Here is a 25,360-nt window from a genome sequence, read left to right on the forward strand (position 1 = left end):
GCTCAATTATGAGCTAAACACCAACTTACCTTCTTCTGCGCTGATATGGATGGTATCACCAGGGGCAAATTTGCCACCCAGCAGGTCTTGCGCCAGCGGGTTCTCGATACGGCTCTGTATAGCCCGCTTGAGTGGCCGCGCCCCGTACACAGGGTCGAAGCCCACCACCGCCAGTTGCGCCATGGCCTCTGGGCTGACCTCAAGCTTCAGGTCGTGCTCGGCAAGGCGCACTTTCAAGCGCTCAAGCTGAATACCGGCAATGGCTTGAATCTGCTCTTGGCCCAGGGCGTGGAACACTACCACTTCATCGATGCGGTTGATGAGCTCAGGCCGGAAGTGGTTACCCACCACCTCCATGACCATGTTTTTCATCGACTCATAGTCGCTGTCTTTATCAGCACTGACGTCACCACCCATGCGCTGGATAATGTCAGAGCCCATGTTCGAGGTCATCACGATCACGGTGTTGCGGAAATCTACCGTGCGGCCCTGGCCGTCGGTTAAGCGGCCATCTTCCAATACCTGCAGCAGGATGTTGAAGACATCCGGGTGGGCTTTCTCCACCTCATCCAGCAGAAGCACCGAATAAGGCTTGCGGCGCACGGCTTCGGTCAGGTAACCACCCTCTTCGTAGCCGACGTAGCCAGGAGGCGCACCGATCAAGCGGGCCACGGAGTGCTTCTCCATAAACTCCGACATATCGATACGCACCATCGCCTCTTCGGTATCGAAGAGGAAGTTCGCCAGCGACTTACACAGTTCGGTTTTACCCACCCCGGTGGGGCCGAGGAACAGAAACGAACCGTTGGGGCGGTTAGGGTCAGAAAGCCCGGCCCTGGAGCGGCGTACCGCATTGGCCACTGCCTCGACGGCCTCATCCTGGCCAATCACCCGCTGGTGCAACGCTTCTTCCATACGCAGGAGCTTATCGCGCTCGCCTTCCAGCATTTTGGAGACCGGAATGCCCGTCCAGCGGGAAACCACCTCGGCGATCTCTTCTTCAGTGACGTTAGAACGCAGCAACTGATGGCTTGAGGTGTCCGCTTCACCTTCCCCGCTTTCGGCAATCTTCTTCTCCAGTTCTGGAATCTTACCGTACTGAATTTCCGACATCCGACCTAAGTCGCCCTGACGACGGGCCTGTTCAAGGTCAATGCGTGCCTGCTCAAGCTCAGCTTTAAACTGAGCAGCCCCTTGAATACTGGCTTTCTCAGCTTTCCAGATTTCATCAAGATCCGCGTATTCGCGCTCTAGCTCGTGAATCTGGGTATTGAGTGCCTCCAGGCGTTTTTTGGTGGCCTCGTCGGTCTCTTTCTTAAGCGCCTCACGCTCCATTTTGAGCTGGATCAGACGGCGATCAAGGCGATCCATCGCCTCTGGCTTGGAGTCCAGCTCCATACGAATCCGCGAGGCGGCTTCGTCGATCAGGTCAATGGCCTTATCGGGCAACTGACGATCAGTGATATAGCGGGTCGAGAGCTTGGCCGCGGCAATAATCGCCGAGTCGGTAATATCCACGCCGTGGTGCACTTCGTAGCGCTCTTTCAAGCCGCGCAGGATCGCCACGGTGTCCTCTTCAGAAGGCTCATCAACCAGCACTTTCTGGAAGCGGCGCTCCAAGGCGGCGTCTTTCTCAATGTACTTGCGGTACTCATCAAGGGTGGTCGCACCCACGCAGTGCAGCTCGCCGCGGGCCAAGGCGGGCTTGAGCATATTGCCCGCGTCCATCGCACCTTCGGCTTTGCCTGCCCCGACCATGGTGTGCAGCTCGTCAATAAACAGGATCACCCGGCCTTCTTCCTGGGAAAGCTCCTTAAGTACCGCTTTCAAGCGCTCTTCAAACTCGCCACGGAATTTGGCACCCGCCAATAGCGAGCCCATATCCAGCGAGAGCACGCGCTTCTCTTTCAAGCCTTCCGGCACTTCGCCGTTAACGATGCGCTGGGCCAACCCCTCGACAATGGCGGTTTTACCCACCCCCGGCTCACCGATTAACACCGGGTTGTTCTTGGTACGCCGCTGCAGCACTTGAATCGTACGGCGAATTTCGTCGTCGCGGCCGATCACCGGGTCGAGCTTGCCGTCCAGCGCGCGCTGGGTAAGATCCATGGTGTATTTATTGAGCGCTTCGCGCTGATCTTCGGCGTTGGCATCGTCGACGGTAGCACCGCCACGCAGGCTATTAATGGCGGCTTCAAGAGATTTACGGTTAATCCCCGCGTCTTTAAGCAGCTTGGTAATCGCTGAATTCATTTCCAGCGCTGCCAATAGAACGAGTTCACTGGCGATAAACTGATCACCGCGCTTCTGCGCTTCGCGATCGGTTAAGTTAAAAAGCTTGATGAAGTCCCGCGATGGCTGCACTTCGCCGTCGAACTGCCCCACCTTGGGTAGGTTATCCAACTGCTGCACCAACCCATCGCGCAGACGCGAAGGATTGCCCTCGGCTTTTTCAATCAGGGCTTTAATACCGGTGTCTTTGGTGTCAAGCAGGGCCAGCAGCAAGTGCGCTGGGTCTAGCTGATTATGACCGCGGCCAACGGCCAGCGACTGCGCTTCGGCAATCGCACTTTGAAGCTTGGCGGTAAATTTATCAAAACGCATGGAATTCCTCCTGGGGTAGCCGTGCGTTTGGACGCACCGCGTGACCCGATAACGTGTCATTAGACGTGCTAAATCACTATTAGCTTGACAAGTTAAATGGCGTCAGTTCCATGCTTTTCAAGAGGTGGCAGTGTAAACCGCTGACTTATGGAAGCTTTAATTCACATTAATTGATCCAGATCACGCTTGCCATTCGCCCGGTTTTGCCACCATCACGACGGAAGGAGTAGAAGCGCGACTCGCAGGCAGTACAGAAGTGGCCGCCGCTTATGTGATTGACGCCCAGTGCCTCTAACCGAAAGCGCGCCAGCCGGTATAAGTCGGCCATATAATGCCCCAACCGGTAAGGGCTATGGTCAAAGGCGTCAGCGGTATCCGGGTGAACGGCAACAAAGGCGCCGTAAACCTCAGGGCCAACCTCAAATTGAGCGTTGGAGATAGCAGGCCCTAACCACACCAGAATATCGTCTGGGTCAGTGTTCATCGCGGCAATGGTTGCTTCCAGCACACCGCCCGCCAAACCGCGCCAACCGGCATGAGCAACCGCCACCTGGGTACCCGCTCGATTGCAGAACATCACCGGCAGGCAGTCTGCCGTCAGTACGACGCAGGCGTACTCATTGGAGGTCGCAAGGGCTGCATCCGCGTCGGCAGCCTCGGGCTGATAACACTGCTGCACACGGGCGCCGTGGGTCTGGTTCAGCCACAACAGAGGCCGCTCATCGCCAATTTCCTTTTGCAGCAAACGACGACACAACGCCACATGGTCAGCATTATCGCCGACATGGGAGGCGGTATTGAAAGCGGCAAAATCACCCTGGCTAGGCCCCGATTCACGGGTCGTCACAAAGGCACGCACGTTGGTCGGCGCTGGCCAGTCGGGCACTAAAAGCGTTGGCCGTAAATTAATGGCATCGCTCATCGCATAGTCTCATTATCTTCGCGCAGGTAATCCAACAACATTAACAAATCATCAGGGAGGTCTGCCTGAAACGTTAATGTTTCGCCGCTTACCGGATGTTTGAAAATCAACTTACGCGCGTGAAGGGCCTGACGAGGGAACTCACGCAGGATCTCTTTCAGCGGCTCAGCAGCCCCCGGTGGTAATTTGGCACGACCACCATACATGGGGTCACCAATTAACGGATAGCGAGCATGGGCCATGTGCACGCGAATTTGGTGGGTACGTCCCGTTTCCAACTTACAGCGCACATGAGTGTGAGCACGGAAGCGCTCAACCACGCGAAAATGGGTAATGGCAGGTTTACCCGAAGCCGTCACGGCCTGGCGTTTACGGTCTTTAGGGTGACGACCAATGGGTGCGTCAATGGTACTACCCGACACCGGCTTACCAATCACCACAGCATCGTACTGACGCGACACACTGCGCGCCTGCAACTGTTCAACCAGAGCCGTTTGGGCGGGCAGCGTTTTCGCTACCATCATCAAACCGGTCGTATCTTTATCCAAACGGTGAACAATGCCAGCCCGGGGCACTTCGGCAAGCGACGGCTGGTGATGCAGTAGTGCATTCAATAGTGTGCCATCCGGGTTGCCTGCGGCAGGATGCACCACCATACCGGCAGCTTTGTTGATGACCATCACCGTGTCGTCTTCGTAAACGATATCCAGCGCAATGTCCTGGGCTTCAAAGCGCGTATCGTCTTCGATGGTGGCCTGAAGCGCCAACACTTCATGGCCATGCAGCTTGGCTTTCGGCTTGGCTTGCGCGCCGTCCACCGTCAACTCACCAGCGTTAATCCACGCTTTTAAGCGTTCGCGGGAGTAATCGCTGAACAACTCAGCCGCCGCTTGGTCTAATCGCGCACCGGCCAACGTAGCGGGCACGCGCTGCGTGTCTTCAACTGTTCGAGACATGAAAAACCTCTTTTTAGACGCAAAAACCCCCAGCCCTGACATGGAAAAATAAGCTGTGACGACACCCGACGAAACGTCGCTAAGCCTGCGTTTTGAGCCGAGGTGTTTTATAGTGGGCGGACTGCGACCTATTCTACCATTTCTACTTATGGCCATCGTCGCTTTTTGGTGATCGAGGCTTGTTTGCAACGAGGATGATGATGCGCGTTATTTCAGCTGCCAACCGCTTTGGTGCTCTAGCCCTAAGCCTTGCCCTTCTAGCGGGCTGTGCGAGTAACGATACAAGTGAAGAAGAGGACGATGAATTTGCTGGGGTTCAGGAGCGTGAGCTCTATGAGCTGGCCCGCACAGCCCTCGACAGCAACCGCTACCCGATTGCGATAGAGCGTTTAGAAGCACTCGATACCCGCTACCCGTTTGGTGTCCATGCTGAGCAAGCACAGCTCGAGCTGATCTATGCCTACTATGAAAACAGCGATTGGGAAGAAGCCCGGGCAGCTGCTAGCCGCTTTATTCGCCTTCATCCTGACCATCCCCAGGTGGATTACGCGTACTACCTGCGTGGTCTTTCCGCCTGGCAAGCAGGCCGCTTCAGCCTGGAGCGCCTACGCCTGATTGATATTTCCAAGCGTGATTTGGGCGCTTCCCGTGATGCCTACAATGACTTCCGCGAGCTGATTCAGCGTTATCCGCAGAGTGAATACGCTGCTGATGCCCAGCAGCGTATCGTCTACTTACGTGAGTTGATGGCCCGCCATGAACTGCACGTTGCCGATTACTACCTGCGCCGCGGCGCTTATCTAGCAGCGGTTGAACGCGGCCGCTGGGTAATCGAAAACTACCCAGAGTCGAACGCTACCCGGGATGCCCTAGCCACCATGGTGGAAGGCTATCAAGGCCTAGACATGGATGACCGCGCCAATGAAGTCCTCGCAGTACTGCGCGAGAACGCGCCTGATCATGAGCAATTGCAGGGCAGCCGCTTTGTTCCCAAGCATTTAGGTCAAAATGATTAAACCATTGCGAGCTTTCAATCGCTAAAAGCTGTACAACACTTACCTACCAAACCACGCCTCGGCGTGGTTTTTTTTATTCAAAAAGAACAGTAAGCGAATAACTTTAAAGGGGAAAATAAAAACAGGATGGCAATATTATACAGATAACACTATTTTCTATACAAATATTGTACAACAGGGCATAATTAGCTCGTCTTACATGATAAAGCGTCTTAACGGCGCCTAAGGGAGCAATCAATGCCACTTCTTAACGCCGGTTCCAGCAACACCAAAATAAGCACGCGTTTAACGCTCGGTTTTTCTGCCTTACTCGGGCTGTTGGTTTTGCTAACAGCCGTAGGTATTTACCAAGTCAATCAAATTGATCGCGACTTAACGACCATTAATGATGTTAACGGTACCAAGCTTGGGTTTGCAGTAGATATGCGCGGCAGCGTGCATGATAGAGCCATTGCTCTGCGCGATGTGGTACTCACCCAAGACGATACTCGGTTAGATGCTTTACGCAGTGAAATGGAGCGCCTAAGCAGTGACTACGTGACGGCATCCGAAGGCGAACATCAAGTGTCTAGCGAGTACCCCAGCGGTCAAGAAGAGCGAAACATTCTAGACAGCATTGACGCCCAAGCCGCCACAACCCTGTCACTCACCCAGCAAGTCATGGAGTTTCGCCAAAAGGATCAATTTGCCGATGCACAGACACTGTTACTCGAAGAAGCGGGGCCTGCTTACGCCGAGTGGCTTAATCGCATTAATCAGTTTATCGAGCTTCAGCAAGCACTGAACGACACCACCACGGTAACAGCCCGCGATACCGCCTCCGGCTTCCAGATGCAGATGCTGGGGCTAACACTGTTCGCTTTACTGGTTGGCGGCTTGATTGCAGTGTTTTTATCCCGCCAGCTACTGCGTGAACTGGGCGCAGAGCCCCACGAAGTCAAAGCGTTTGCGGAAGCGATTGGCCGCGGCGAGCTAACCAGTCATGGGCAGCTTAAGAAGGGCGACACCCGCAGCATCATGGCGTCACAGGTCGCGATGGCGCATCAGCTACAAACCATTGTGACCCAGGTGCGCGCCTCAGCGGAGGCGGTGGCCAGCAACAGCGAGCAAATTGCTGAAGGCAATAACGACCTCTCTTCACGCACCGAGCAGCAGGCAAGTGCACTAGCGGAAACGGCCTCGGCAATGGAGCAACTCAACAGCACGGTAAAACTGAATGCTGATAATTCCGAGCAGGCCAGCCAACAGGCTACCAGCGCGTCCAGTACAGCCAAGCAAGGTGGTGAAGCGGTTAGTCAGGTCGTTGCTACCATGAATGACCTCAACAAAAGCTCACAGGAAATTGCCGGTATCATCTCCACTATCGATGCAATTGCTTTCCAAACCAACATTCTGGCGCTTAACGCCTCGGTCGAAGCCGCCCGTGCAGGCGAGCATGGCCGGGGGTTCGCAGTAGTCGCGGAAGAGGTACGCAGGCTCGCCCAGCGCAGTGCCGATGCGGCACGCGAAATTAACGCTCTGATTTCCAGCAACCTTGAGCGGGTAAACCACGGCAATGAGCGCGCTGAAGAAGCCAGTAAATCGACTGAAGAGATTGTCGCGGCTATCGAGCGGGTAACCAGTATCATGAAGGAGATTAGTTACGCCAGTGCTGAGCAGAGTACCGGTGTACAAGAAGTGGGCCGGGCGGTGACCGAGATGGATCAAGTCACTCAGCAGAACGCCGCACTCGTACAAGAGAGCGCCACCTCCGCCAATAACCTACGTCAGAATGCCCACTCTCTACTGCATGCCATGGAAGTCTTCAAGCTGCCGAAGACCCTTCAAAATGCACAGCCGCAGCACACTGCATTGGCACCTGCACCTGCACGCATTCCAGGCACTAACAAACCTACACTCGCGGCTGCGAAACCTCAGCCAAGCGAACCTAAGTGGGAAAACTTCTAAACTAATAACGATTTTGGCCGTTTATAGTGTAGAGAGAAATGGCTCCTAAGGGTTAGGAGCCGTTCTTTATTGCCTTGCCCGAGGTTGTAATGAAATCCACCCAAAGCCTTTTAATGGTTTTTTTGTTACCTATTTTAATGGTGGTACTACCTGCCCTGCTGATGCTGACAATCGCCATGAAGGTGCTGGAAGAACAGTCGCAGCAAAGCAACCTTTTACAGACCAATGATTTAGACACTTTGGTTCAAATGGCGACCTTTGATCGCCAGCTTAGCGACTTACACCAACGTATCACTGCTTTATTGATCGACACTGAAGTAACAAAGCTAAGTACTTCGCAACGCTATACGGCCTACAGTCAGATTGCGCAAGAGCTTAACCAGATCGGCCAAAGCGTGGACACCCTGGCGACCTCCCCCCTGCTTATCGACTTAAGCCAGGACAGTACCGCCGCCCTTCAAAGTGCGTTCCGGCAATATCAGCGTTTTGTCAGTATGGCCAATGAGTCAGCAGCACGAGAACTGGGCGACCCCGCCCTCTTCCTCAAAGAAGCGCAAAACCACTTCAACACCTTTACGCTATTCTCCCAGCAAATATTCGAAGCCTTAACCCTGCGTGCCAAGGAGCGTCATGACCTTTCATTTGATGCACTTACACGCTCTCATAGCACCACCATCTGGCTGGGCATTGCCATGATGGGTGTGCTTATCAGCGCAGCATTTTTTGCTTCCTGGCGCATCAATAAACGGTTGATGGTAGTGGGAGACGCTATTTTATCGCTTTCTAAGCGCCGACAGCCGTTGCCGGACTTCCACGCTATTGAGCAGATGAGACAGCAGCATAGCGGCCCCTTGAAGCGGATTGCCAGCGCTTTGATCGCGCTCAAGGATGCCGAGCAGCAGCGCCGTGAAGCCGAGCAAAAGATTCACCGGCTCGCCTATTACGACACGCTAACTAAACTACCTAACTGGCGCTTGATGAAAGAGCATCTACAGCATTCGTTGGATACCAACCAACAGGCCAGCACATTTGGCGCGCTAGTGTATCTGGGGATGGATAACTTCAAGCGCATCAACGATAGCAGCGGCCATCGCGTGGGCGATAACCTCCTCAAGCTTATTGCCCAGCGCCTTACCGACCTACAAGTCGAAGGCGCCACCATTGGCCGCCTTGGCGGCGATGAGTTCATGGTCATATTAGACGGCCTGGCTGGAGAACACCTAAAAGCGGCCGAAAAAGCCGAGGCATTGGCCGAACAGATACAGCACAAACTCAATCAGCCTTTCCAGCTAGAAGGGCAAGAACATTTTCTTAGTTTGAGCATGGGTATTGCATTGTTTAACGGGCCAGAGCACACGGTCGACAACTTGTTTCAATATACCAACGCTGCCGTTCACTTAGCCCAAAAATCAGGCCCCAATAACATTCGTTTTTACGACCCAAAGGTACAAGCCGATTTAGAAGCCCGCATTGAGTTAGAGCATGATATGCGGCTGGCTATTGAGCGAGATGAATTTATACTCGTCTATCAAATGCAGGTAGACAGCCTTGGGCGGGCGATTGGCGCAGAAGCATTGATCCGCTGGCAACACCCGCGTCATGGGTTTGTCTCGCCGGGTACTTTTATCCCCCTAGCTGAGGAAACGGGTCTAATCATGCCGATTGGCAACTGGGTACTCGAAACAGCCTGTGAACAGTTAGTCATCTGGGCAAATGACGAAAACACGCAGCATCTAACATTAGCAGTCAACGTCAGCGCCAAACAGTTTCAACAGCCCGACTTCGTGGACACCGTTTGCGGCGTGCTAACCAAAAGCGGTGCTCCGGCCCACCGGCTAAAGCTGGAGCTGACAGAAAGTACTATGATTGGCGAAATAGATGACATCATTGCCCGCATGCACCAGCTGAAAGCGCTGGGAGTTAGCTTTTCCTTGGACGATTTCGGCACTGGCTACTCGTCGCTGCAGTACCTCAAACGGCTCCCTTTAGATCAAATCAAAATCGATCAATCGTTTGTGCGCAACCTGCATAAAGACACGGACGATAAGGCCATCGTACAAACCATTATTGCCATGGGGCGTTCGCTCGGGTTGCAGGTTATCGCCGAAGGTGTCGAAAACCAAGAACACTGGCGCCACCTAAACGAACACCAGTGTCATGCCTTCCAAGGATATTATTTTTGCAAGCCGGTATCCGCTGCAGAGATGATACAGCGCAGTTTGGCTGCACCACCAATGCTCGCCTAATACGGAGGTAGTCCCCGTCATAAAGGCTTACTCACCGGGCTGCCAACCATTGACGATCGGATAGCGGCGGTCGCGACCAAAGCCCCGCGGCGTCACCCGGACACCAATGGGCGCCTGGCGGCGCTTATACTCGCAGCGGTCAACCAGCTTCACCACTTTATAGACGTCTTCAGCGTCAAAGCCACCAGCGATGATCGCTTCAGCGCTCATGTCGCCTTCGATATAGCTTAATAGGATAGCGTCGAGCACGTCGTAATCGGGTAAAGAGTCGCTATCCTGCTGATCCGGCGCCAGCTCCGCACTGGGTGGGCGCTCAATGACCCGCTCGGGGATCGCAGGTGATTGCGTATTGCGCCAGCGAGCCAAGCGATACACCCAGGTTTTATACACGTCTTTGATGGCATTAAAACCGCCCACCATATCGCCATACAGCGTGGCGTAGCCCACCGCCATTTCGCTCTTGTTACCAGTCGTCAGTACCATCAAGCCTTTTTTATTGGAGATCGCCATCAGCAGTACGCCGCGACAGCGGGACTGTAGGTTCTCTTCGGTGGTATCTCGCTCAGTTCCCGCGAAGCTCTCTGCCAGCGTGCCCATAAAGGCTTCTACCATGGGCTCGATCGGCATGATCTCATAGTGGACGCCGAGCATTTTGGCCTGTTCTGCAGCATCCTGCTTGGAGATATCCGCGGTGTAGTGGTACGGCATCATCACCGCCTGCACCCGTTGAGGGCCCAGTGCGTCAACCGCAATCGCCAGCGAAAGCGCTGAGTCGATACCGCCGGAAAGCCCCAACACAACGCCCTCAAAACCACTCTTGTTGACGTAATCGCGCAGCCCGGTAACTAACGCACAGTAAAGGCTCTCTTCCGGTTCTACCTCGGGGTCAACCTCTCCGGCTTGGGGTTCCCAGACCGTCGCGCTGGTTTGCAAAAACTGAACTGGCATCAGGCCCGCCTGCCAATACGGTGCCAGCACCTGCAGCTCACCGCTGGCGTCAACGCAGCAAGAGCCGCCATCAAAGACCAGTTCATCTTGGCCACCGATGGTGTTCACATACACAATTGGAAGCTGCGTATCCTGGGCGTGTTTCTCCAACAGGCGCAGCCGTTCCGCGGGCTTGTCCTGGTGATAGGGAGAGGCGTGCAAGGAAACCAGTACCTCAGCACCCGCTTGTGCAGCGGCCTTAACCGGCGCGCCATCCCATAGGTCTTCGCAGATCACGATGCCCAGTTTGGCGCCTTTATGCTCATACACCAGCGTTTCAGTGCCGGGCGTGAAATAGCGTTGCTCATCGAACACTTGGTAGTTAGGCAGCGCCTGCTTGGCGTACTCAGCTTCCCACTGGCCGTTGTAAAGCAGGCCCGCCAAGTTGTAACAGCGGCCTTCCCGCACGCCGGGATAGCCAATGATCACCAACACATCACTGGCGACCTTCGATGCCATTAGCGCACGAGCTTCACGCAGGCGGGTTTCCATTGAGGGGCGCAGCAGCAGATCTTCCGGTGGGTAGCCTGACAAAAAAAGCTCTGGAAAGACAACAATATCCGCCCCATGCTCAATCCGCGCTTCGCGCACTGCTTCAATCGCGCGTGCGGCATTGCCGGGAATATCCCCGACCAGAGGATCGAGTTGGGCCATTACCAGCGTTAAGTCTTGCATGGGCGTCAAAATCTCTTGAGAATCTTTAAAATAGGGTTACACCGACATAGTCGTATTGTCCCGCAAGGGCCGCCAACTGGCAAAGGCTGCGGGTCTATCCTAACGCCTTGTGCCTAGATTCCCACTTTGGGAGACACAAAAGGATGAACCTCTTGATCATTCGGCTGATTATCTTCGCCGTTATATTCTATGCCGGTTTAAAGCTATACGGCATATACCGGCAACGTAAGCTTGAGCATGAAGCGCAGCATAAAAAAGTCAACCGCCACGAGGGTGGCAAAATGGTGCGCTGCCGCTGGTGTGAGGTCCACGTTCCTGAAGACGAAGCACTGCGTGACCAGGAGCAATGGTTCTGCTCCAGCGCCCATCGCGACCGCTACCTGCAGGAGCAGCAGGATAAAGACGGCACACCTTAAGCCTGTATTAGCCGCTCTGGCGTAAGTTGGTAAGGCGCGGGGTCAATTAGTGGCTCGCGCCCCAGCAGTTGATCCACCAGTAAATGGGTCGAGGCAGGCGCCAGCACCAAACCGTTGCGATAGTGCCCGGCATTGACGAAGACGTTACTCCATTCAGGCAGCGCGCCGATAAAGGGAATGCCCGTTGGGGATCCAGGCCGCAGGCCGGCCCACTGGTGCGCTACCGGGCACGTTGCCAAAGCGGGCAGAATAGCTTCAGCACTCTGTTTTAGCGACGCCAATGCCGCCTCATCGGTGCGCTTGTCAAAACCCACCTCTTCCAGCGTAGAACCGACCAATAGCAAGCCATCTGCACGCGGAATAATATAGCGTCCATCTTTTAACACCACGCGCTGCACCAACCCTTTGGGTGCTTGGTAAGCGATCATCTGACCTTTAACGGGTCTTACCGGCAACTGCACATTCAACTGCGACAAGAGCTGCGCAGCCCAAGCGCCGCCGCAAACAATAATGCGTTCAGCCGTTATCAGCCCCTGAGACGTCACCACGCCTTCAACGATGCCCTCTACTTTGCCACCCTGTTGAATAAAACCACTGACCTCGCACTGCTCTTTCAGCGTTACCTGGGGCATCGCCGCTAACCGCGCCTTCAAAGCCTTGGCTAACCGTGGATTGCGCACGCTACCTAGTGTCGGCATCCACAGTGCGCTGTCGTTAGCCATTGCCACACCAGGCTCTTTTGCGTGAACAAAGTCTGCCCCTACCCGCTCTAGTGGTTTACCCAGCTGGCGCGCCCATTGCAGCGCTTTATCGTCATCGTCCACATTTAGGTAGAGCAGCCCTTTTTGGCGATATTCGGGGTCAATACCGGTTTCTTCCAATAAGCGCAGAGCCAAAGAGGGGTAAACCCCCTCAGACCAGCGGGAAAGTTGCGATACCACAGTATCGTATCGCCAGGGATAGAGCGGCGAAACGATACCACCGCCCGCCCAGGATGCCTCTTTACCGCACTCACCACGATCAACCAGTGTGACCTGGTGACCGGCATCGGCTAACTGCAGCGCTGTCATCATACCGATCACGCCGCCGCCAATAATTAAGAAATCGCTCACAAAATTGTCCGTTTTGGCTTACATAAAAAAAGCGTAGCGCCGCCTAGGATGACCTATTAACGACGATATGTTCGCTACTGGTAAAGGAGAGTGAGCATAGCGCGGGCGATAACAAGGTCAAGTGAGGAGAGGCGATGAGCAGTTTTTACGTCAAGACGCACACCACACCTGAAAGCGGGTTTACACTGCTCGAGCTATTGATCACCCTGCTGTTGGTTGGAATCATCGCCGCCTGGGGGCTACCCAATTTTCAAGCATTGGGGGAGCGTACCGCACAGACTAGCGAGGTCAATCGATTCCAGAGTGCGTTTTCGTTCGCGCGTAATACAGCGATTAGCCAACGCCGCCAGCTGACGCTTTGCCCAGCCTCGCAGAACCGTGAGGCTTGCGCTAATGACTGGGGTGGAGAGCTTATGATTGTGTGGGGCAATAAAACCGATAGCATCACTGAAGAAGACATTTTGCGCATTGTGCCCGCGCAACAAGGCACACAAGTGACCTACAACCGGGGCTGGTCGCGTATCCGTTACAGCCCGCTGGGCTATACCAGCGGTTATAACGGCAGTTTTGCTATTTGCTCAACCAGCGGCGCCGTGGGCTCTAAGGGTAAAAAGCTGGTACTTAGCCAATTAGGGCGGCTAAGGATTGATGAAGCGCCTATCGACTGTTAATCATTAGGCGCTTCAACTCATTCACGGCGTTGTGACAATGGTTTTAAGCAATACCGTCTAAATAGCGCTCGGCATCCAGCGCTGCCATGCAGCCGCTGCCAGCTGAAGTGATTGCTTGACGATAAATGTGATCCATCACGTCGCCGCAGGCAAATACGCCCGGTACGCTAGTCGCGGTTGCATTCCCTTCAAGGCCTGAATGCACTTTGATATAGCCGCCGTTCATGTCCAGCTGGCCTTCAAAGATCCCCGTGTTGGGGCTATGGCCAATGGCAATAAACAGCCCAGGCGCATGGATCTCTTTGCTTGAACCATCTTTAGTGGATTTCACCCGAACGCCTGTAACACCGGAGTTATCGCCGAGCACTTCTTCGACTTCCTGGAACCACTCAAGAACGATTTTGCCCGCCTCAGCTTTCTCGAACAGCTTATCTTGGAGGATTTTTTCCGCCCGCAACGTGTCACGGCGGTGTACCAGGGTCACTTTGGAAGCAATGTTAGAGAGATAGAGCGCCTCTTCCACGGCGGTATTGCCGCCGCCCACCACAATGACTTCCTGATTGCGGTAGAAAAAACCGTCGCAGGTAGCGCAGGCCGACACCCCTTGACCCATAAACTGCTGCTCAGTGGGCAGACCCAGGTAACGGGCACTGGCGCCGGTGGCCACGATCAACGCATCGCAAGTATAAATACCGCTATCGCCTTTTAAGGTAAACGGTTTTTCGCTTAAGCTAACCTCATTGATGTGATCAAACAGCACCTCTGTATTGAAACGTTCGGCGTGCTGCTTCATGCGCTCCATCAACTCCGGCCCCTGTACGCCTTGAGCGTCGCCGGGCCAGTTATCCACATCGGTTGTGGTGGTCAGTTGGCCACCCGCCTGAATACCGGTAATTAGCAGCGGCTTCAGGTTGGCCCGAGCAGCATAGACGGCAGCCGTATAGCCTGCGGGACCGGATCCAAGAATAATCAAACGCTCATGACGAGTTTCCATGACACCACCTTGTAAATATCTGACTGATAGCTTTGTCGCTAGCTGTGTTAATAGCTTTGAAAAAATTAGCCACAGAGTCTGCCTGAAATGGTGCCAAGTACAAGCTATTGCAAGGTTTCATCTACGCTATTAGGCGAAGAAACCTTGAAAGCCTCTGTGCAAAGACCCATGTGTTATTACTAAATCAACGCCATACTGGGGGGAAATCTATACTAAAGAAAGATCGTGACCGTCATGCTGAGCGCTGCGCTCAGCAACCAGAGGAGAGAGATATGAGCAAGATACCCGATACGCTAAACACCCTAGAGGTTGGTAGTAAAACCTATCACTACTACAGCCTGCCCCACGCGGCCGAGACCCTGGGCAGCATTGACCGGCTACCCAAGACGCTCAAGATTCTACTCGAAAACCAGCTGCGCTTCGCCGACGACGAAAGCGTAGATCAGGAAGATATGCAGGCCCTGGTCGACTGGCAGGCCGAGGGCAAATCCAGCCGCGAAATCGGCTACCGCCCGGCGCGGGTACTCATGCAGGACTTTACCGGCGTGCCCGGTGTGGTGGATTTAGCCTCCATGCGCGCCGCAGTAGAAAAGCTGGGCGAAGACCCGGCGAAGATCAACCCGCTTTCCCCCGTCGATCTCGTTATCGACCACTCGGTAATGGTCGATAAGTTCGGCAACCCGGCTGCATTTCAAGAGAACGTCGATATCGAAATGCAGCGCAACCGCGAGCGCTATGAGTTTCTGCGCTGGGGCCAGCAGGCGTTTGATAACTTTAGCGTCGTTCCCCCCGGTACCGGTATTTGTCACCAGGTCAACCTGGAGTACCTAGGCAGAACGGTATGGACGAAGGACGAAGACGGCAAGACCTTTGCCTACCCCGACACCCTCGTGGGCACTGACTCTCACACCACCATGATCAACGGCCTGGGCGTGCTTGGCTGGGGCGTGGGCGGTATTGAAGCCGAAGCGGCCATGCTCGGTCAGCCGGTGTCGATGCTGATCCCCGAAGTGATTGGCTTTAAATTAACCGGCAAGCTACGCGAAGGTATTACCGCCACTGACCTGGTACTCACCGTTACCGAGATGCTGCGTAAAAAAGGCGTGGTGGGTAAATTTGTCGAGTTCTACGGCGATGGTTTGAAAGACCTGCCGCTGGCGGATCGTGCCACGATCGCCAATATGGCCCCCGAGTATGGTGCTACCTGTGGTTTCTTCCCAGTGGATGAAGAAACCCTGAACTATATGCGCCTGACGGGGCGTGAAGATGAGCAAGTCGCCCTGGTGGAAGCCTATAGCAAGGCCCAAGGGCTGTGGCGTGAACCTAATGACGAGCCGATCTTCACCGACGCCCTAGCACTGGACATGACCAAGGTAGAGGCCAGCTTGGCCGGCCCCAAACGTCCGCAGGATCGCGTGGCGCTGAAAGACATGGCGGCGGCCTTTGACAAGTTCATGCAGGAAGACGTCAACGCGGATGCCAACGCAAAGGGGGAACTCTCTTCTGAAGGCGGCCAAACCGCCGTGGGGGTGAGGCGCAGCTTCGAGCATGACACCAGCCAGGCCGTTACGCTTGATGACCATGATTTCAGCCTTGACCCCGGGGCGGTGGTGATTGCGGCGATTACCTCGTGCACCAACACCTCCAACCCCAGCGTGATGATGGCCGCTGGGCTGCTGGCACGTAAAGCGCGTGAAAAGGGGTTAACCACGAAGCCCTGGGTGAAAACCTCCTTAGCACCAGGTTCCAAAGTGGTCACCGATTATCTGGAAGCCGCTGAATTAAACGATGACTTGGATGCACTGGGCTTCAACCTCGTCGGCTACGGCTGCACCACCTGTATCGGTAACTCCGGCCCGCTGCCTGATGAGATCGAAAAAGCGATCAACAGCGGCGATCTTGCCGTGGCCTCGGTGCTCTCCGGTAACCGTAACTTTGAGGGCCGTGTACACCCGTTGGTCAAAACCAACTGGCTGGCCTCGCCGCCCCTGGTGGTGGCTTACGCCCTGGCGGGTAATGTCCAGCTTGACCTTACCCAGGCGCCGTTGGGCAAAGATAGCAACGGCGACCCGGTCTACCTCAAAGATATCTGGCCCAGTCAGGCCGAGATTGCCAGCGCCGTCGAGCAGGTCAACACCGCCATGTTCCGTAAAGAGTACGGCGCGGTGTTTGAGGGTGACGATGTCTGGAAAGCCATCGACGTGTCAGAAAGCAAGGTCTATCAGTGGCCTGAATCCACCTACATTCAGCACCCGCCCTTCTTTGAAGGCATGGGCCGCGAGCCGGATGCCATCGAAGATGTGCACAGTGCCCGCGTGCTTGCCATGCTGGGTGATTCGGTGACCACCGACCATATCTCCCCTGCCGGTGCCATCAAGCCTGACAGCCCCGCCGGGCGCTATCTGCAAGAACACGGCGTCAGGCCGGTCGACTTCAACTCCTACGGCTCACGCCGGGGTAACCATGAAGTCATGATGCGCGGCACCTTCGCCAACGTGCGGATCAAAAACGAGATGCTCGACGGTGTGGTCGGCGGTGAAACACGCCACGTACCCAGCGGCGAGCAGATGGCCATTTACGATGCGGCCATGAAGTACAAAGAGGAAGGCAAACCGCTCGTCGTGATCGCCGGTAAAGAGTACGGCACCGGCTCCTCACGGGATTGGGCGGCCAAAGGCACCCGTTTGCTGGGCGTTCGCGCGGTGATTGCCGAATCCTTCGAACGTATTCACCGCTCTAACCTGATCGGCATGGGCGTTGTACCGCTGCAGTTTGCCGAAGGCGAAAGCCGTAAAACGTTGGGGTTAACCGGCGATGAAGAGATTTCGATTGCCGGATTAAGCGACCTGACGCCAGGTGGCACGGTCAAAATCGTGATCAAAAATGCCGACGGGGAACGTAGCGTTGATGCCAAGTGCCGAATTGATACGGTAAACGAGCTGGCTTACTACCGTCACGGTGGTATCCTTCACTACGTGTTGCGCAAGATGATCGGCGCAGCCTAAAAGGGTAAAACCTACCAATGCTTGCATGCCCCCACCTCGGTGGGGGCTTTTTTTAGCCGAGTGATTAAAAAGCGCGACGGCGATAGGTGCGATAATCTGGCGACCAGGACGCCTTTTCAATCAGTTCCCGTAGCGTCGTACCACTGGTTTTCAGTGCCACGCCATTCTGCTGTGCCTGGGCAGCCACTTCAAAAGCAATCGACTTGCTGATATCGCGAATACGCGATAGCGGCGGCAGTAAAGCACCCTTGCCCTCTTTAACCAGCGGCGCTTCACGGGCCAGCGCCCGCGAGGCGCTCATCAGCATCTCGTCGGTGACTCGATTGGCACTGGCAGCAATCACGCCCAACCCAATGCCTGGAAAGATATAGGCATTGTTGCACTGGGCAATCGGATAAGTGCGGCCGTTGTAAACCACCGGCGCAAAGGGGCTACCGGTGGCTACCAAGGCTTGGCCGTCGGTCCAGCGAATAACATCCTCTGGCACGGCCTCTGCCTGGGAAGTAGGGTTAGACAGAGGCATGATGACCGGGTGCTCACAACCCGCGTGCATGGTGCGCACCACCTGCTCGGTGAAGATACCGCGCTGGCCGCAGACACCGATCAGCACTGTTGGTTTGATCTGAGCAATCGTCTCTTCCAGACCTTGACCATTCCACTCGGCGACTAGCGAAGGGTCGTGGGCTAAACGGCGCTGGAAGTCGCGCTGCCACTCTTGATCGCTGGTCATCAAGCCTTCGCGATCGACAATATAAATGCGCGATCGGGCCTCGCTTTCGGTCAAGCCCTCCGCTTCCATCGCTACGACCACTTGCTCGGCGATTCCACACCCCGCCGATCCGCCACCCACAAACACCACACGCTGCTGGGCAATGGTCTCTTCCCGGGCCTGACAAGCCGCCATTAACGTACCCACTACCACAGAAGCAGTACCCTGCACATCGTCATTGAAGCAGCAAAGCTCGTTGCGGTAGCGCTCTAGCAGCGGCACCGCATTGGCCTGGGCAAAGTCTTCAAACTGCAGCAGTACGTTAGGCCAGCGGCGCTTCACAGCAGCGATAAATTCTGCCATGAAAGCATCGTACTCTTCCTGCCCTACTCGCTCGTGGCGCCAGCCCATGTACATGGGATCATCCAGCAGTGCTTTGTTGTTAGTGCCCACATCAATCATGATCGGCAGCGTGTAGGCGGGGCTAATGCCGCCACAGGCGGTATACAACGCCAGTTTACCAATCGGGATACCCATGCCCCCGATGCCCTGGTCGCCTAGGCCTAGAATGCGCTCACCATCCGTCACTACGATCACTTTGACGTTATCTTTGGTGGCGCTACGCAGGATATCATCCATATGTTCGCGGTCAGGATAGCTAATAAACAGGCCGCGGTGGTTACGGTAAATGTTGGAAAATTCCTGACACGCCTGCCCTACCGTGGGGGTGTAAATAATCGGCAGCATCTCTTCAAGATGCTGGGAAACCATACGGAAATAGAGTGTTTCGTTGTCGTCTTGAATGGCGCGCAGGTGGATGTGCTTTTCGAGGTCGCTATGGCATTGTTGGTACTGGCGGTAGACCCGCTCTAGCTGATCCTCAATAGTTTCTACCTTCTGCGGCAGCAAACCAATCAGGTTAAACGCCAAGCGCTCCTGCTGAGTAAACGCGCTGCCTTTGTTCAATAGCGGCATTTCGAGCAAAGAAGGACCGGCGTAAGGAAGGTATAGGGGGCGTCTACTCTCGGTAGTCATAAGCACTCTCTTTTTTATGTCAATCACTGCTGCAATGCAGCAACATCGGGCGTTTGCGGCGTTTGAGCGTAATGTAACATGCTCCTGCGACAAAGGTGGAAGAGAGCGACCATGTTGATAAAAAAACGCCTCGGTTTAGGAAGCCTAAACCGAGGCGTGATGGCGCGATTAACTAGTGATCTAACGATGCCCTAGCAAGTTTTAGCGGTGGGTTTGCGCCCCTCCACGCCAGCGAAGAAGAACGGCCGCAGCTTAACGCCAAACATGTTGCCCGCAAACGCCGCTACCAGCCATACCCAACCGTGAAGGCTGCCAGAGGCAATGCCGCTGAAGTAAGCACCAATATTGCAACCAAACGCCAAACGCGCGCCATAACCTAGCAAGATGCCGCCGATGACCGCGGCCAAGATAGATTTCAACGGGATTCTGAAGTTAGGTGCAAAGCGACCCGCCAAGCTGGCGGCAGCCAGCGCGCCCAGCATAATACCGACATTCATTACCGTAGTGATGTCGCTCCATACGCTGGCTTTAAGGGCCGCTGCGTTGCCAGGGGACTGCCAATAGCCCCACTGGCTGACATCGCCGCCCACCAGTTCAAAGCCTTTAGCACCCCACAGCGCAAACGCAGAGGTAATTCCCCAAGGGCGGCCTGCCAGTGCCAAGGTGGCAAAGTTGAGCAGCGCCAACGCCACCGCGCCCGCCACTAACGGCCAAGGCCCAGTCAACCAACGCTCATAGCCATGCTTATCGACCATGGGCGCCTGTTCTAACTGACCATGACGACGCTTCTCCATCACCCAGGTAAACGCCGCAATAGCCGCAAACAGCACCAGGCTAATGGCGATCCCCCCACTGACCCCGGCGACGTTAACCAGCGATACCGGTTGAAAAGCCGGTAAGCTCTGCCACCAGGCAAAATGCGCCGAGCCAATCACCGAGCCGACAATAAAGAACACCAGCGTAATCAACATACGAGCGTTACCGCCGCCCGCGGTAAACAGCGTGCCAGAGGCACAGCCGCCGCCTAACTGCATGCCCACACCGAACAGGAACGCCCCTACAAGCACGGAGATACCAATAGGCGCCACAAAGCCCGACACCTCGTTACCAAACAGCGTGCCCGCCCCCAGGGCAGGGAAAAACAGCACCACGGCAATGGCCAGCATCACCATTTGGGCACGCAGGCCACGCCCCCGCCGCTCAGTAATAAATACCCGCCACGCTGAGGTAAAACCAAAGGCAGCGTGATACAGCACCATGCCAAATAGCCCGCCGACAATCATCAACAGGCCAATGTTGGCGTCAAAGACAACCCCAATAAGCAACGCACCCAGCACAATCGCCGCTGTGGCTATCAGCGGCACGCGATAGCTCTGCGGCGCAGCAACCGTCGTTGTAGACATACATTCACCTTTAGCAGCACCAAAAGCGCCTGTTAACAAACAGGCGCTTTTGGTAGACATGGACAATAGTTATAAGCCTAACGATAGCTGTAGAGTGCGGGAAATTCTTTGTTGAGAGGTGCTTATGTCTTTATGGAATATATGGATGCTGGAGCCACACAGCAGCTTGGCACTATGTCCTACTCCACCTCTTAAACTGGTAAATCGGATGCCAGTGTGAGTTTTTTTGGCGCAAGCGGGTAAGACGGTGTATTGGACGCATGGTAGGTGCGCCCGCTGATCAGCGGCTGGCCCGGTTCAGCCTCCAAATGTGATATTATAACCTCATGATCAATCCTGTGGGTCGCCATGCTGCCATAGTCGCCGCTTAGGCAACCCTCACCCAGGGGCGTATCGAACGAAAAAAGAACTACTCGAAGTTTTCCCTCTTAGAATAAAGTGCTTAACAATTTGTAGAAATCTCCCTTGTTTAATCTATATCGACCTTCACCCCGGAGAACGGGATCTCCGGCGGGGCCATCTGGCGCAGGATGGTCAGATGGATATCTAGGTTCAGTTTGGCCAGGTTGTTAACGGACCATTCACCGCCTGCAACTAGGGCAGGCTCAAAGCCATAGACTTCGTCCGGCCTCAGCGGGCCCAGCTTCTTCAGGGCCTGGGTGAACAGCGGCTTTTCGCTCATGTCGGTGAGGATCATCAGTTCGTCACCACGCAAGTAGTCGGGGGCGATCAGATCCGCCGGGGCGCTGTGGTGAAAGCGATAGTCGAAGTCTTCGGGCCAGTAGGGCAAACGCTGGGTTTTCCAGTGGTTGTCGAAGGTGCCTTGATAACTGACCCGGGGCTCCCACAAGGGGGCGATGGGCCCAAAGCTTGCCGGGGCCGGACGGTCAAAGGGTGAGGTGACCAGCCAGTCCGGGTCTTCCAGTTGGGGTGCGGGTAGCCGTGTCACAGCGTTAAGGTCGGGTTTGAGGTACCGGATGACCTCGCTGGACACCCGCTTATAGTCAGCGCGTGATGGCAACCAGCCCCGCCCGGCGGGGTAGTAGAGCGTGTTAGCGAGGGCGTCCCCGTCGGGCAGGCTGTAGTGGCCGCCGAAGGCGTAGCGGTAGTCCAGCGGCACTTCGCTCACCGGTGAGGGGTCAGTGACCCGCCAGCCACCGAGCAGTTGCCAGCGGAACTCCCGTGGCCCACGCACGATCAGGCGTTTGTCCAACGGGCCTACCTGTACCCGCACCTGCCAGGTGCTGCGCGGTTGCCCGGTGGGCGAGCGCAGGGTGCCATGCACGTGCACTTCGGTGCTGAGTTTGCCGAGCAGCACGTCGCGGTCGTCGGTGATGACCTGGGCATACAGGTTGTCGTTGTCGCCCTCTAGAGTGGCCTGCCAGCGAATCGGCTGCTGGTGGCTGGCTTCGAACAGCGGCCAGTTGTCTTCGGTGAACTGGTAGGTGGCGCGTACCACCACCACATCATACTCTTGGTCGCCGGGGCCGAGCTTGCGATACAGCGCATGGGGGAACGACGTTGGATTAATCACTTGCGCCATGTACTACCACCCCGGCGACTTAGCGTCGCTTGGTTCAGGGCCATCGCTTTCCTCGGCACTTCCCGGTGCGGGCTGGGCCGTGCCGGTGTTGAGCAGGACGTCATCGGGGCCGTCGACATGCACCTTGGTGCCCGCCTTGACGTGGATCTCGCCGGCATCCAGGTAGATGGCGTCCTCTGTGAGCACTAGCCGACTATTGCCTACCTGCAGGGTGAGCTGCTTGCCGGCCTTGAGGGTGATGTTGCGCCCGACATTGAGCGAGTGGTTGAGCCCCACCTGGGTGCTCTTGCTGAGCCCGACCAGGGTGTTCATGATCGCCCCGACGTTGAGGCTGTAGCCCATGCCGACGTTCTGCAGGTACGCCTTGCCAACGGTTTCGGTTTTGTTCTTACCGACTTTGCTCGACCAGTTTTTACCGATGCGGTCGGTTTCGTTGCCATCCACCGTTTTGCGGCGGTTCTTGTGCACGGTAAAGGTTTGATTACCGTCCACGGTATGGGTCTCGTTGCCATGCACGGTGTGGACTTCATGGCGATGAACGGTGCGGGTTTCGTCGCGGTCGATGTCGGTGGTGCGGTCGCGAAAGACATGCAGGGTGCTGTCGCGTTTGATGTCCTCGGTGCGGTCGTTAAGGGTCAGCAGATCGAGGTCTTTTTGGGCGTGCACCCAGATTTGCTCTTCGCCCGCTTCGTCCTCAAAGCGCAGCTCGTTAAAGCCGTCCGCCTTGTGGCTCTGGGTACGGATGACCGTGCGGGTTTTGTAGGCCGGTAGCGGATAAGGCGGCCGGTTAACCGCGTGGTAGGTTCGCCCGGTGATCAGTGGCTGGTCCGGGTCAGCTTCCAAGTATGAGATTATTACCTCATGACCAATCCGCGGGATCGCCATGCTGCCGTAGCCGCCGCCCACCCAGCCTTGGGCGACGCGCACCCAGCAACTGGTGGTTTCGTTGGGAACAGCATAGAGGAGGTCTGATCAATAATATTGACTATTGCTAATAACAAGCAAAATCCACTGAAAATTTATAGAAGTGACAGCCTAGATAAATCGTATATATCTATTTGGTGCTGCTCAAATAAGTCTTCCAACGCATCGGTTCCTTTCTCTTCTGCATATTGCCTCTCATTTTCCGAGATAGGAACTGCTAACAGCCACGCTACAGTTTTGTTTTCATATTGAACTGTTTGCAAATCATCCCACAAAAAGGGAGAAACAAATATTAGATGCTGCATATCCAGAGACGACTCATACATAGCAACTGCATTCTGCAAAACCGCACCTGGGCAACAAAACCATTTTTCATTGATAATGTAGAAAGCCGCTGTTGTCAGTATATTAGGGAAAACAGTAGTCGAATTAGCTGACGCACCAACCAACTCCAAACGGGCAGAAAATTCGGTACCGTTTTGGATTAAAGGATGATCTGACAAACCAACTGTACCGTAAGATGTCACGCCCTCGCAGGGCTGATCTGCACACGTGACAAGGTCAACAAAAGAGTTTTCTGCTTCATCCCAATACCTATTTACGCTAGGTTTTCCTTCAAAAATTGCCGCAAGCCTTCTAGCAATTTGTTTATTCTCTTCAGATATATTTGCCATTTAAAGCCTCTCTCAGATCTAAAAGCCAAAATAGTCATCGGTGAGATTTTCACCTTTATGGCTACGGTTTGAACTTGGATGTTCGGGCCTGAAATGACCCGGCGTATTATGTTCATTCAAGAACTGACGCCTCGTTAAATCGCGTTCTGCTGCACTTTGTTGATGTTTTCGGAATTCGAAACCAGGTTTATGCCCCATATCCCAGGGGCGATTTGGATCCAGAGCCTCTTTAGTTATAGGATCATAGACATTACCATCTGGCGCTCTCGCATTTTCCCAAACTTGCTCCCTGACACCCTTGCGATAACCTGATGGCCGTTGGTAAAGCTTTCGTGCCTCTGGAGTTAAATTTCCAGACTCATCAAAATTAGAATTTGCCGTTCTTGAATTGCTTGTATCTCCTGCATCGCTATCCCTTCTAATCCTATCCGAAGGCGATTCTACATGCACCCCCTTGCTAGGTGGAGGCGGAGGAGGTGGCGTCTCGAGGTCGGGGATTTTAGTCGCCCCTCTGAGCACGCCGGTGCCCTTCCCACCTACTAATTCGCCAAGTAGTACCGCCGCGCTCATCTCCATGGCGCCGAAGGTGCCGTTACGCTCTTCGGCTTCTTGCCAGGCTTCTACCCCCGCGTCCCAGAGCCCGCCGTAGGCTTCTCCGGTGCGCTTCCATTCTTCTCCGAACCGTCCAGCGCGCTCTGCGTCACCAGTGACGTAGCCAACCCCACTGTCGAGTAGATCCAATAAGCCTGGCCCAGTAAGTACGTCCACCGCTTCATAGGTGTCTTTGGCGCCTTGCCACGCACGATCACGGGCGGCCCCGGTGGTAGCCTCGTCACCGGTAAACGGTAACATTTCCCAGGCGGTTTTGGCCGCTGACTTGACGCCTTCCCATTTGTCGTTAATGACACGGAGACCCTCTTCGCCAGGGTTATAACCGGGACCGCCCTCGCCTGATTGCTCGGGGGAGCTGTCGACTGACTGTTGCTGGGTGGTCAGATAGCCAGGGGTGCCGCCCATACCGGCTGCGTTGCAGTTGACCGTGCAGGGGCTGTCGTGGCGAGCCACCGGCAGGCCATTGACCTTGACGTTACGCTGGCCTTGGAGGATCAGCACACAGCCGCTACCTAAAGAGGTACCCGACACCACATGCCGGCCCGCATCGCCTTGAACACCTTGGAACAGGTCGCTCTCGCGATAAACCTCACGCCCGGCAGCGATCACGTTGGGGGAGTAGCGCACCGGGTTGTCCAGCGTGGCGCTGGAGTCGAAAGCCGTAATACTATTACCCACCCAGCAGAAGTCGGGGGCGCTGGCAATTGCTTTCCATACACCATCGGAATTCGCGATGTGCTGGCTGAGGCCGCTCAGCGGCTCTCCTTGGGATTCTGCTGGCGTGCTGCTGTTACCATCAGGAAGCTCGTCTTCGTTCTCGCTGGGGTCGTCGCTCTCAATAACAACCCGCAGGGTCGGTAATCTGATGTCTTCAGGTTCAGCCATTCGAGCCCCCACCGCAGATAGTCA

Annotated in this window: 18 protein-coding genes; 6 read left to right on the forward strand and 12 right to left on the reverse strand. The window is 55.3% G+C overall.

Annotation, left to right across the window (positions count from 1 at the left end; translation table 11 throughout):
• Nucleotides 1–6 precede the first annotated feature (6 nt).
• The 3 genes from clpB to rluD all read right to left on the reverse strand — a co-directional run bounded on the left by clpB (nucleotide 7) and on the right by rluD (nucleotide 4,482).
• Nucleotides 7–2,604: an ATP-dependent chaperone ClpB gene (gene clpB / locus LMS44_RS18600; RefSeq protein WP_138799447.1), complete on the reverse strand. Its 2,598-nt coding sequence runs from the start codon at nucleotides 2,602–2,604 to the stop codon at nucleotides 7–9.
• A gap of 166 nt (nucleotides 2,605–2,770) precedes the next feature.
• A complete protein-coding gene (gene pgeF, locus LMS44_RS18605; protein ID WP_009287557.1) occupies nucleotides 2,771–3,526 on the reverse strand; it encodes a peptidoglycan editing factor PgeF in 756 nt (251 codons plus the stop codon).
• Nucleotides 3,523–4,482, reverse strand: a complete 960-nt coding sequence (gene rluD / locus LMS44_RS18610; RefSeq protein WP_009287556.1) for a 23S rRNA pseudouridine(1911/1915/1917) synthase RluD — start codon at nucleotides 4,480–4,482, stop codon at nucleotides 3,523–3,525. The genes pgeF and rluD overlap by 4 nt, the downstream gene beginning before the upstream one ends.
• Before the next feature lie 200 nt (nucleotides 4,483–4,682).
• On the opposite strand from rluD, the gene LMS44_RS18615 reads away from it, so the two are divergent.
• From LMS44_RS18615 to LMS44_RS18625, 3 genes are all read left to right on the forward strand, one after another.
• The gene (locus LMS44_RS18615) at nucleotides 4,683–5,498 is read left to right on the forward strand and encodes an outer membrane protein assembly factor BamD (RefSeq protein WP_022522020.1); all 816 of its coding nucleotides are present in this window, start codon (nucleotides 4,683–4,685) and stop codon (nucleotides 5,496–5,498) included.
• Nucleotides 5,499–5,735: 237 nt separating this feature from the next.
• Nucleotides 5,736–7,445, forward strand: a complete 1,710-nt coding sequence (locus tag LMS44_RS18620) for a methyl-accepting chemotaxis protein (protein ID WP_022522018.1) — start codon at nucleotides 5,736–5,738, stop codon at nucleotides 7,443–7,445.
• A gap of 89 nt (nucleotides 7,446–7,534) precedes the next feature.
• Nucleotides 7,535–9,691, forward strand: coding sequence for a putative bifunctional diguanylate cyclase/phosphodiesterase (locus LMS44_RS18625; RefSeq protein WP_022522017.1), 2,157 nt, complete (start codon nucleotides 7,535–7,537; stop codon nucleotides 9,689–9,691).
• A 27-nt stretch (nucleotides 9,692–9,718) separates the two neighbouring features.
• Here LMS44_RS18625 and LMS44_RS18630 read toward each other — a convergent pair whose 3' ends face one another.
• The gene (locus tag LMS44_RS18630) at nucleotides 9,719–11,353 is read right to left on the reverse strand and encodes an NAD+ synthase (RefSeq protein WP_022522016.1); all 1,635 of its coding nucleotides are present in this window, start codon (nucleotides 11,351–11,353) and stop codon (nucleotides 9,719–9,721) included.
• Nucleotides 11,354–11,496: 143 nt separating this feature from the next.
• Between LMS44_RS18630 and LMS44_RS18635 the strand changes: the two genes are divergently transcribed.
• On the forward strand, nucleotides 11,497–11,769 hold the full coding sequence (locus LMS44_RS18635) for a PP0621 family protein (protein ID WP_022522015.1): 273 nt from the start codon (nucleotides 11,497–11,499) through the stop codon (nucleotides 11,767–11,769).
• Here the strand turns inward: LMS44_RS18635 and thiO are convergent.
• Nucleotides 11,766–12,881: an NAD(P)/FAD-dependent oxidoreductase gene (thiO, locus tag LMS44_RS18640; protein ID WP_498946040.1), complete on the reverse strand. Its 1,116-nt coding sequence runs from the start codon at nucleotides 12,879–12,881 to the stop codon at nucleotides 11,766–11,768. The genes LMS44_RS18635 and thiO overlap by 4 nt on opposite strands.
• Before the next feature lie 134 nt (nucleotides 12,882–13,015).
• Between thiO and LMS44_RS18645 the strand changes: the two genes are divergently transcribed.
• Nucleotides 13,016–13,552 (forward strand): GspH/FimT family pseudopilin, encoded by a 537-nt coding sequence (locus tag LMS44_RS18645; protein ID WP_022522013.1) that lies wholly within the window; start codon nucleotides 13,016–13,018, stop codon nucleotides 13,550–13,552.
• Between the two features lie 43 nt (nucleotides 13,553–13,595).
• Here the strand turns inward: LMS44_RS18645 and trxB are convergent, their stop codons facing one another.
• Nucleotides 13,596–14,546: a thioredoxin-disulfide reductase gene (trxB, locus tag LMS44_RS18650; RefSeq protein WP_022522012.1), complete on the reverse strand. Its 951-nt coding sequence runs from the start codon at nucleotides 14,544–14,546 to the stop codon at nucleotides 13,596–13,598.
• Nucleotides 14,547–14,818: 272 nt separating this feature from the next.
• Between trxB and acnA the strand changes: the two genes are divergently transcribed.
• A complete protein-coding gene (acnA, locus tag LMS44_RS18655; protein ID WP_022522011.1) occupies nucleotides 14,819–17,551 on the forward strand; it encodes an aconitate hydratase AcnA in 2,733 nt (910 codons plus the stop codon).
• A 64-nt stretch (nucleotides 17,552–17,615) separates the two neighbouring features.
• Here acnA and LMS44_RS18660 read toward each other — a convergent pair whose 3' ends face one another.
• From LMS44_RS18660 to LMS44_RS18685, 6 genes are all read right to left on the reverse strand, one after another.
• Complete coding sequence (locus LMS44_RS18660) at nucleotides 17,616–19,295, reverse strand: NAD-dependent malic enzyme (RefSeq protein ID WP_022522010.1); 1,680 nt, start codon at nucleotides 19,293–19,295, stop codon at nucleotides 17,616–17,618.
• 191 nt (nucleotides 19,296–19,486) lie between these two features.
• Complete coding sequence (locus tag LMS44_RS18665) at nucleotides 19,487–20,698, reverse strand: YeeE/YedE family protein (RefSeq protein WP_022522009.1); 1,212 nt, start codon at nucleotides 20,696–20,698, stop codon at nucleotides 19,487–19,489.
• Between the two features lie 469 nt (nucleotides 20,699–21,167).
• Complete coding sequence (locus LMS44_RS18670) at nucleotides 21,168–22,241, reverse strand: DUF2169 domain-containing protein (RefSeq protein ID WP_022522008.1); 1,074 nt, start codon at nucleotides 22,239–22,241, stop codon at nucleotides 21,168–21,170.
• Between the two features lie 3 nt (nucleotides 22,242–22,244).
• Nucleotides 22,245–23,168 (reverse strand): type VI secretion system Vgr family protein, encoded by a 924-nt coding sequence (locus LMS44_RS18675; RefSeq protein WP_236557355.1) that lies wholly within the window; start codon nucleotides 23,166–23,168, stop codon nucleotides 22,245–22,247.
• A 92-nt stretch (nucleotides 23,169–23,260) separates the two neighbouring features.
• Nucleotides 23,261–23,839 (reverse strand): suppressor of fused domain protein, encoded by a 579-nt coding sequence (locus LMS44_RS18680; RefSeq protein ID WP_022522006.1) that lies wholly within the window; start codon nucleotides 23,837–23,839, stop codon nucleotides 23,261–23,263.
• Between the two features lie 18 nt (nucleotides 23,840–23,857).
• Complete coding sequence (locus tag LMS44_RS18685) at nucleotides 23,858–25,336, reverse strand: HNH/ENDO VII family nuclease (protein WP_022522005.1); 1,479 nt, start codon at nucleotides 25,334–25,336, stop codon at nucleotides 23,858–23,860.
• Nucleotides 25,337–25,360 lie beyond the last annotated feature (24 nt).

The sequence above is a fragment of the Halomonas profundus genome (assembly GCF_020865425.1).
In the GTDB taxonomy this organism is placed as follows: Bacteria; Pseudomonadota; Gammaproteobacteria; order Pseudomonadales; family Halomonadaceae; genus Vreelandella; species Vreelandella titanicae.

Excerpts from the sequence above, each read along its gene's own strand:
- LMS44_RS18680 (WP_022522006.1), bottom strand. The coding sequence starts at position 23,839 with ATGGCAAATATATCTGAAGAGAATAAACAAATTGCTAGAAGGCTTGCG.
- trxB (WP_022522012.1), bottom strand. The coding sequence starts at position 14,546 with ATGGAAACTCGTCATGAGCGTTTGATTATTCTTGGATCCGGTCCCGCA.
- acnA (WP_022522011.1), top strand. The coding sequence starts at position 14,819 with ATGAGCAAGATACCCGATACGCTAAACACCCTAGAGGTTGGTAGTAAA.
- pgeF (WP_009287557.1), bottom strand. The coding sequence starts at position 3,526 with ATGAGCGATGCCATTAATTTACGGCCAACGCTTTTAGTGCCCGACTGG.
- LMS44_RS18685 (WP_022522005.1), bottom strand. The coding sequence starts at position 25,336 with ATGGCTGAACCTGAAGACATCAGATTACCGACCCTGCGGGTTGTTATT.
- LMS44_RS18635 (WP_022522015.1), top strand. The coding sequence starts at position 11,497 with ATGAACCTCTTGATCATTCGGCTGATTATCTTCGCCGTTATATTCTAT.
- LMS44_RS18660 (WP_022522010.1), bottom strand. The coding sequence starts at position 19,295 with ATGACTACCGAGAGTAGACGCCCCCTATACCTTCCTTACGCCGGTCCT.
- LMS44_RS18670 (WP_022522008.1), bottom strand. The coding sequence starts at position 22,241 with ATGGCGCAAGTGATTAATCCAACGTCGTTCCCCCATGCGCTGTATCGC.
- LMS44_RS18620 (WP_022522018.1), top strand. The coding sequence starts at position 5,736 with ATGCCACTTCTTAACGCCGGTTCCAGCAACACCAAAATAAGCACGCGT.
- LMS44_RS18645 (WP_022522013.1), top strand. The coding sequence starts at position 13,016 with ATGAGCAGTTTTTACGTCAAGACGCACACCACACCTGAAAGCGGGTTT.
- rluD (WP_009287556.1), bottom strand. The coding sequence starts at position 4,482 with ATGTCTCGAACAGTTGAAGACACGCAGCGCGTGCCCGCTACGTTGGCC.
- LMS44_RS18625 (WP_022522017.1), top strand. The coding sequence starts at position 7,535 with ATGAAATCCACCCAAAGCCTTTTAATGGTTTTTTTGTTACCTATTTTA.
- LMS44_RS18630 (WP_022522016.1), bottom strand. The coding sequence starts at position 11,353 with ATGCAAGACTTAACGCTGGTAATGGCCCAACTCGATCCTCTGGTCGGG.
- LMS44_RS18615 (WP_022522020.1), top strand. The coding sequence starts at position 4,683 with ATGCGCGTTATTTCAGCTGCCAACCGCTTTGGTGCTCTAGCCCTAAGC.
- LMS44_RS18665 (WP_022522009.1), bottom strand. The coding sequence starts at position 20,698 with ATGTCTACAACGACGGTTGCTGCGCCGCAGAGCTATCGCGTGCCGCTG.
- clpB (WP_138799447.1), bottom strand. The coding sequence starts at position 2,604 with ATGCGTTTTGATAAATTTACCGCCAAGCTTCAAAGTGCGATTGCCGAA.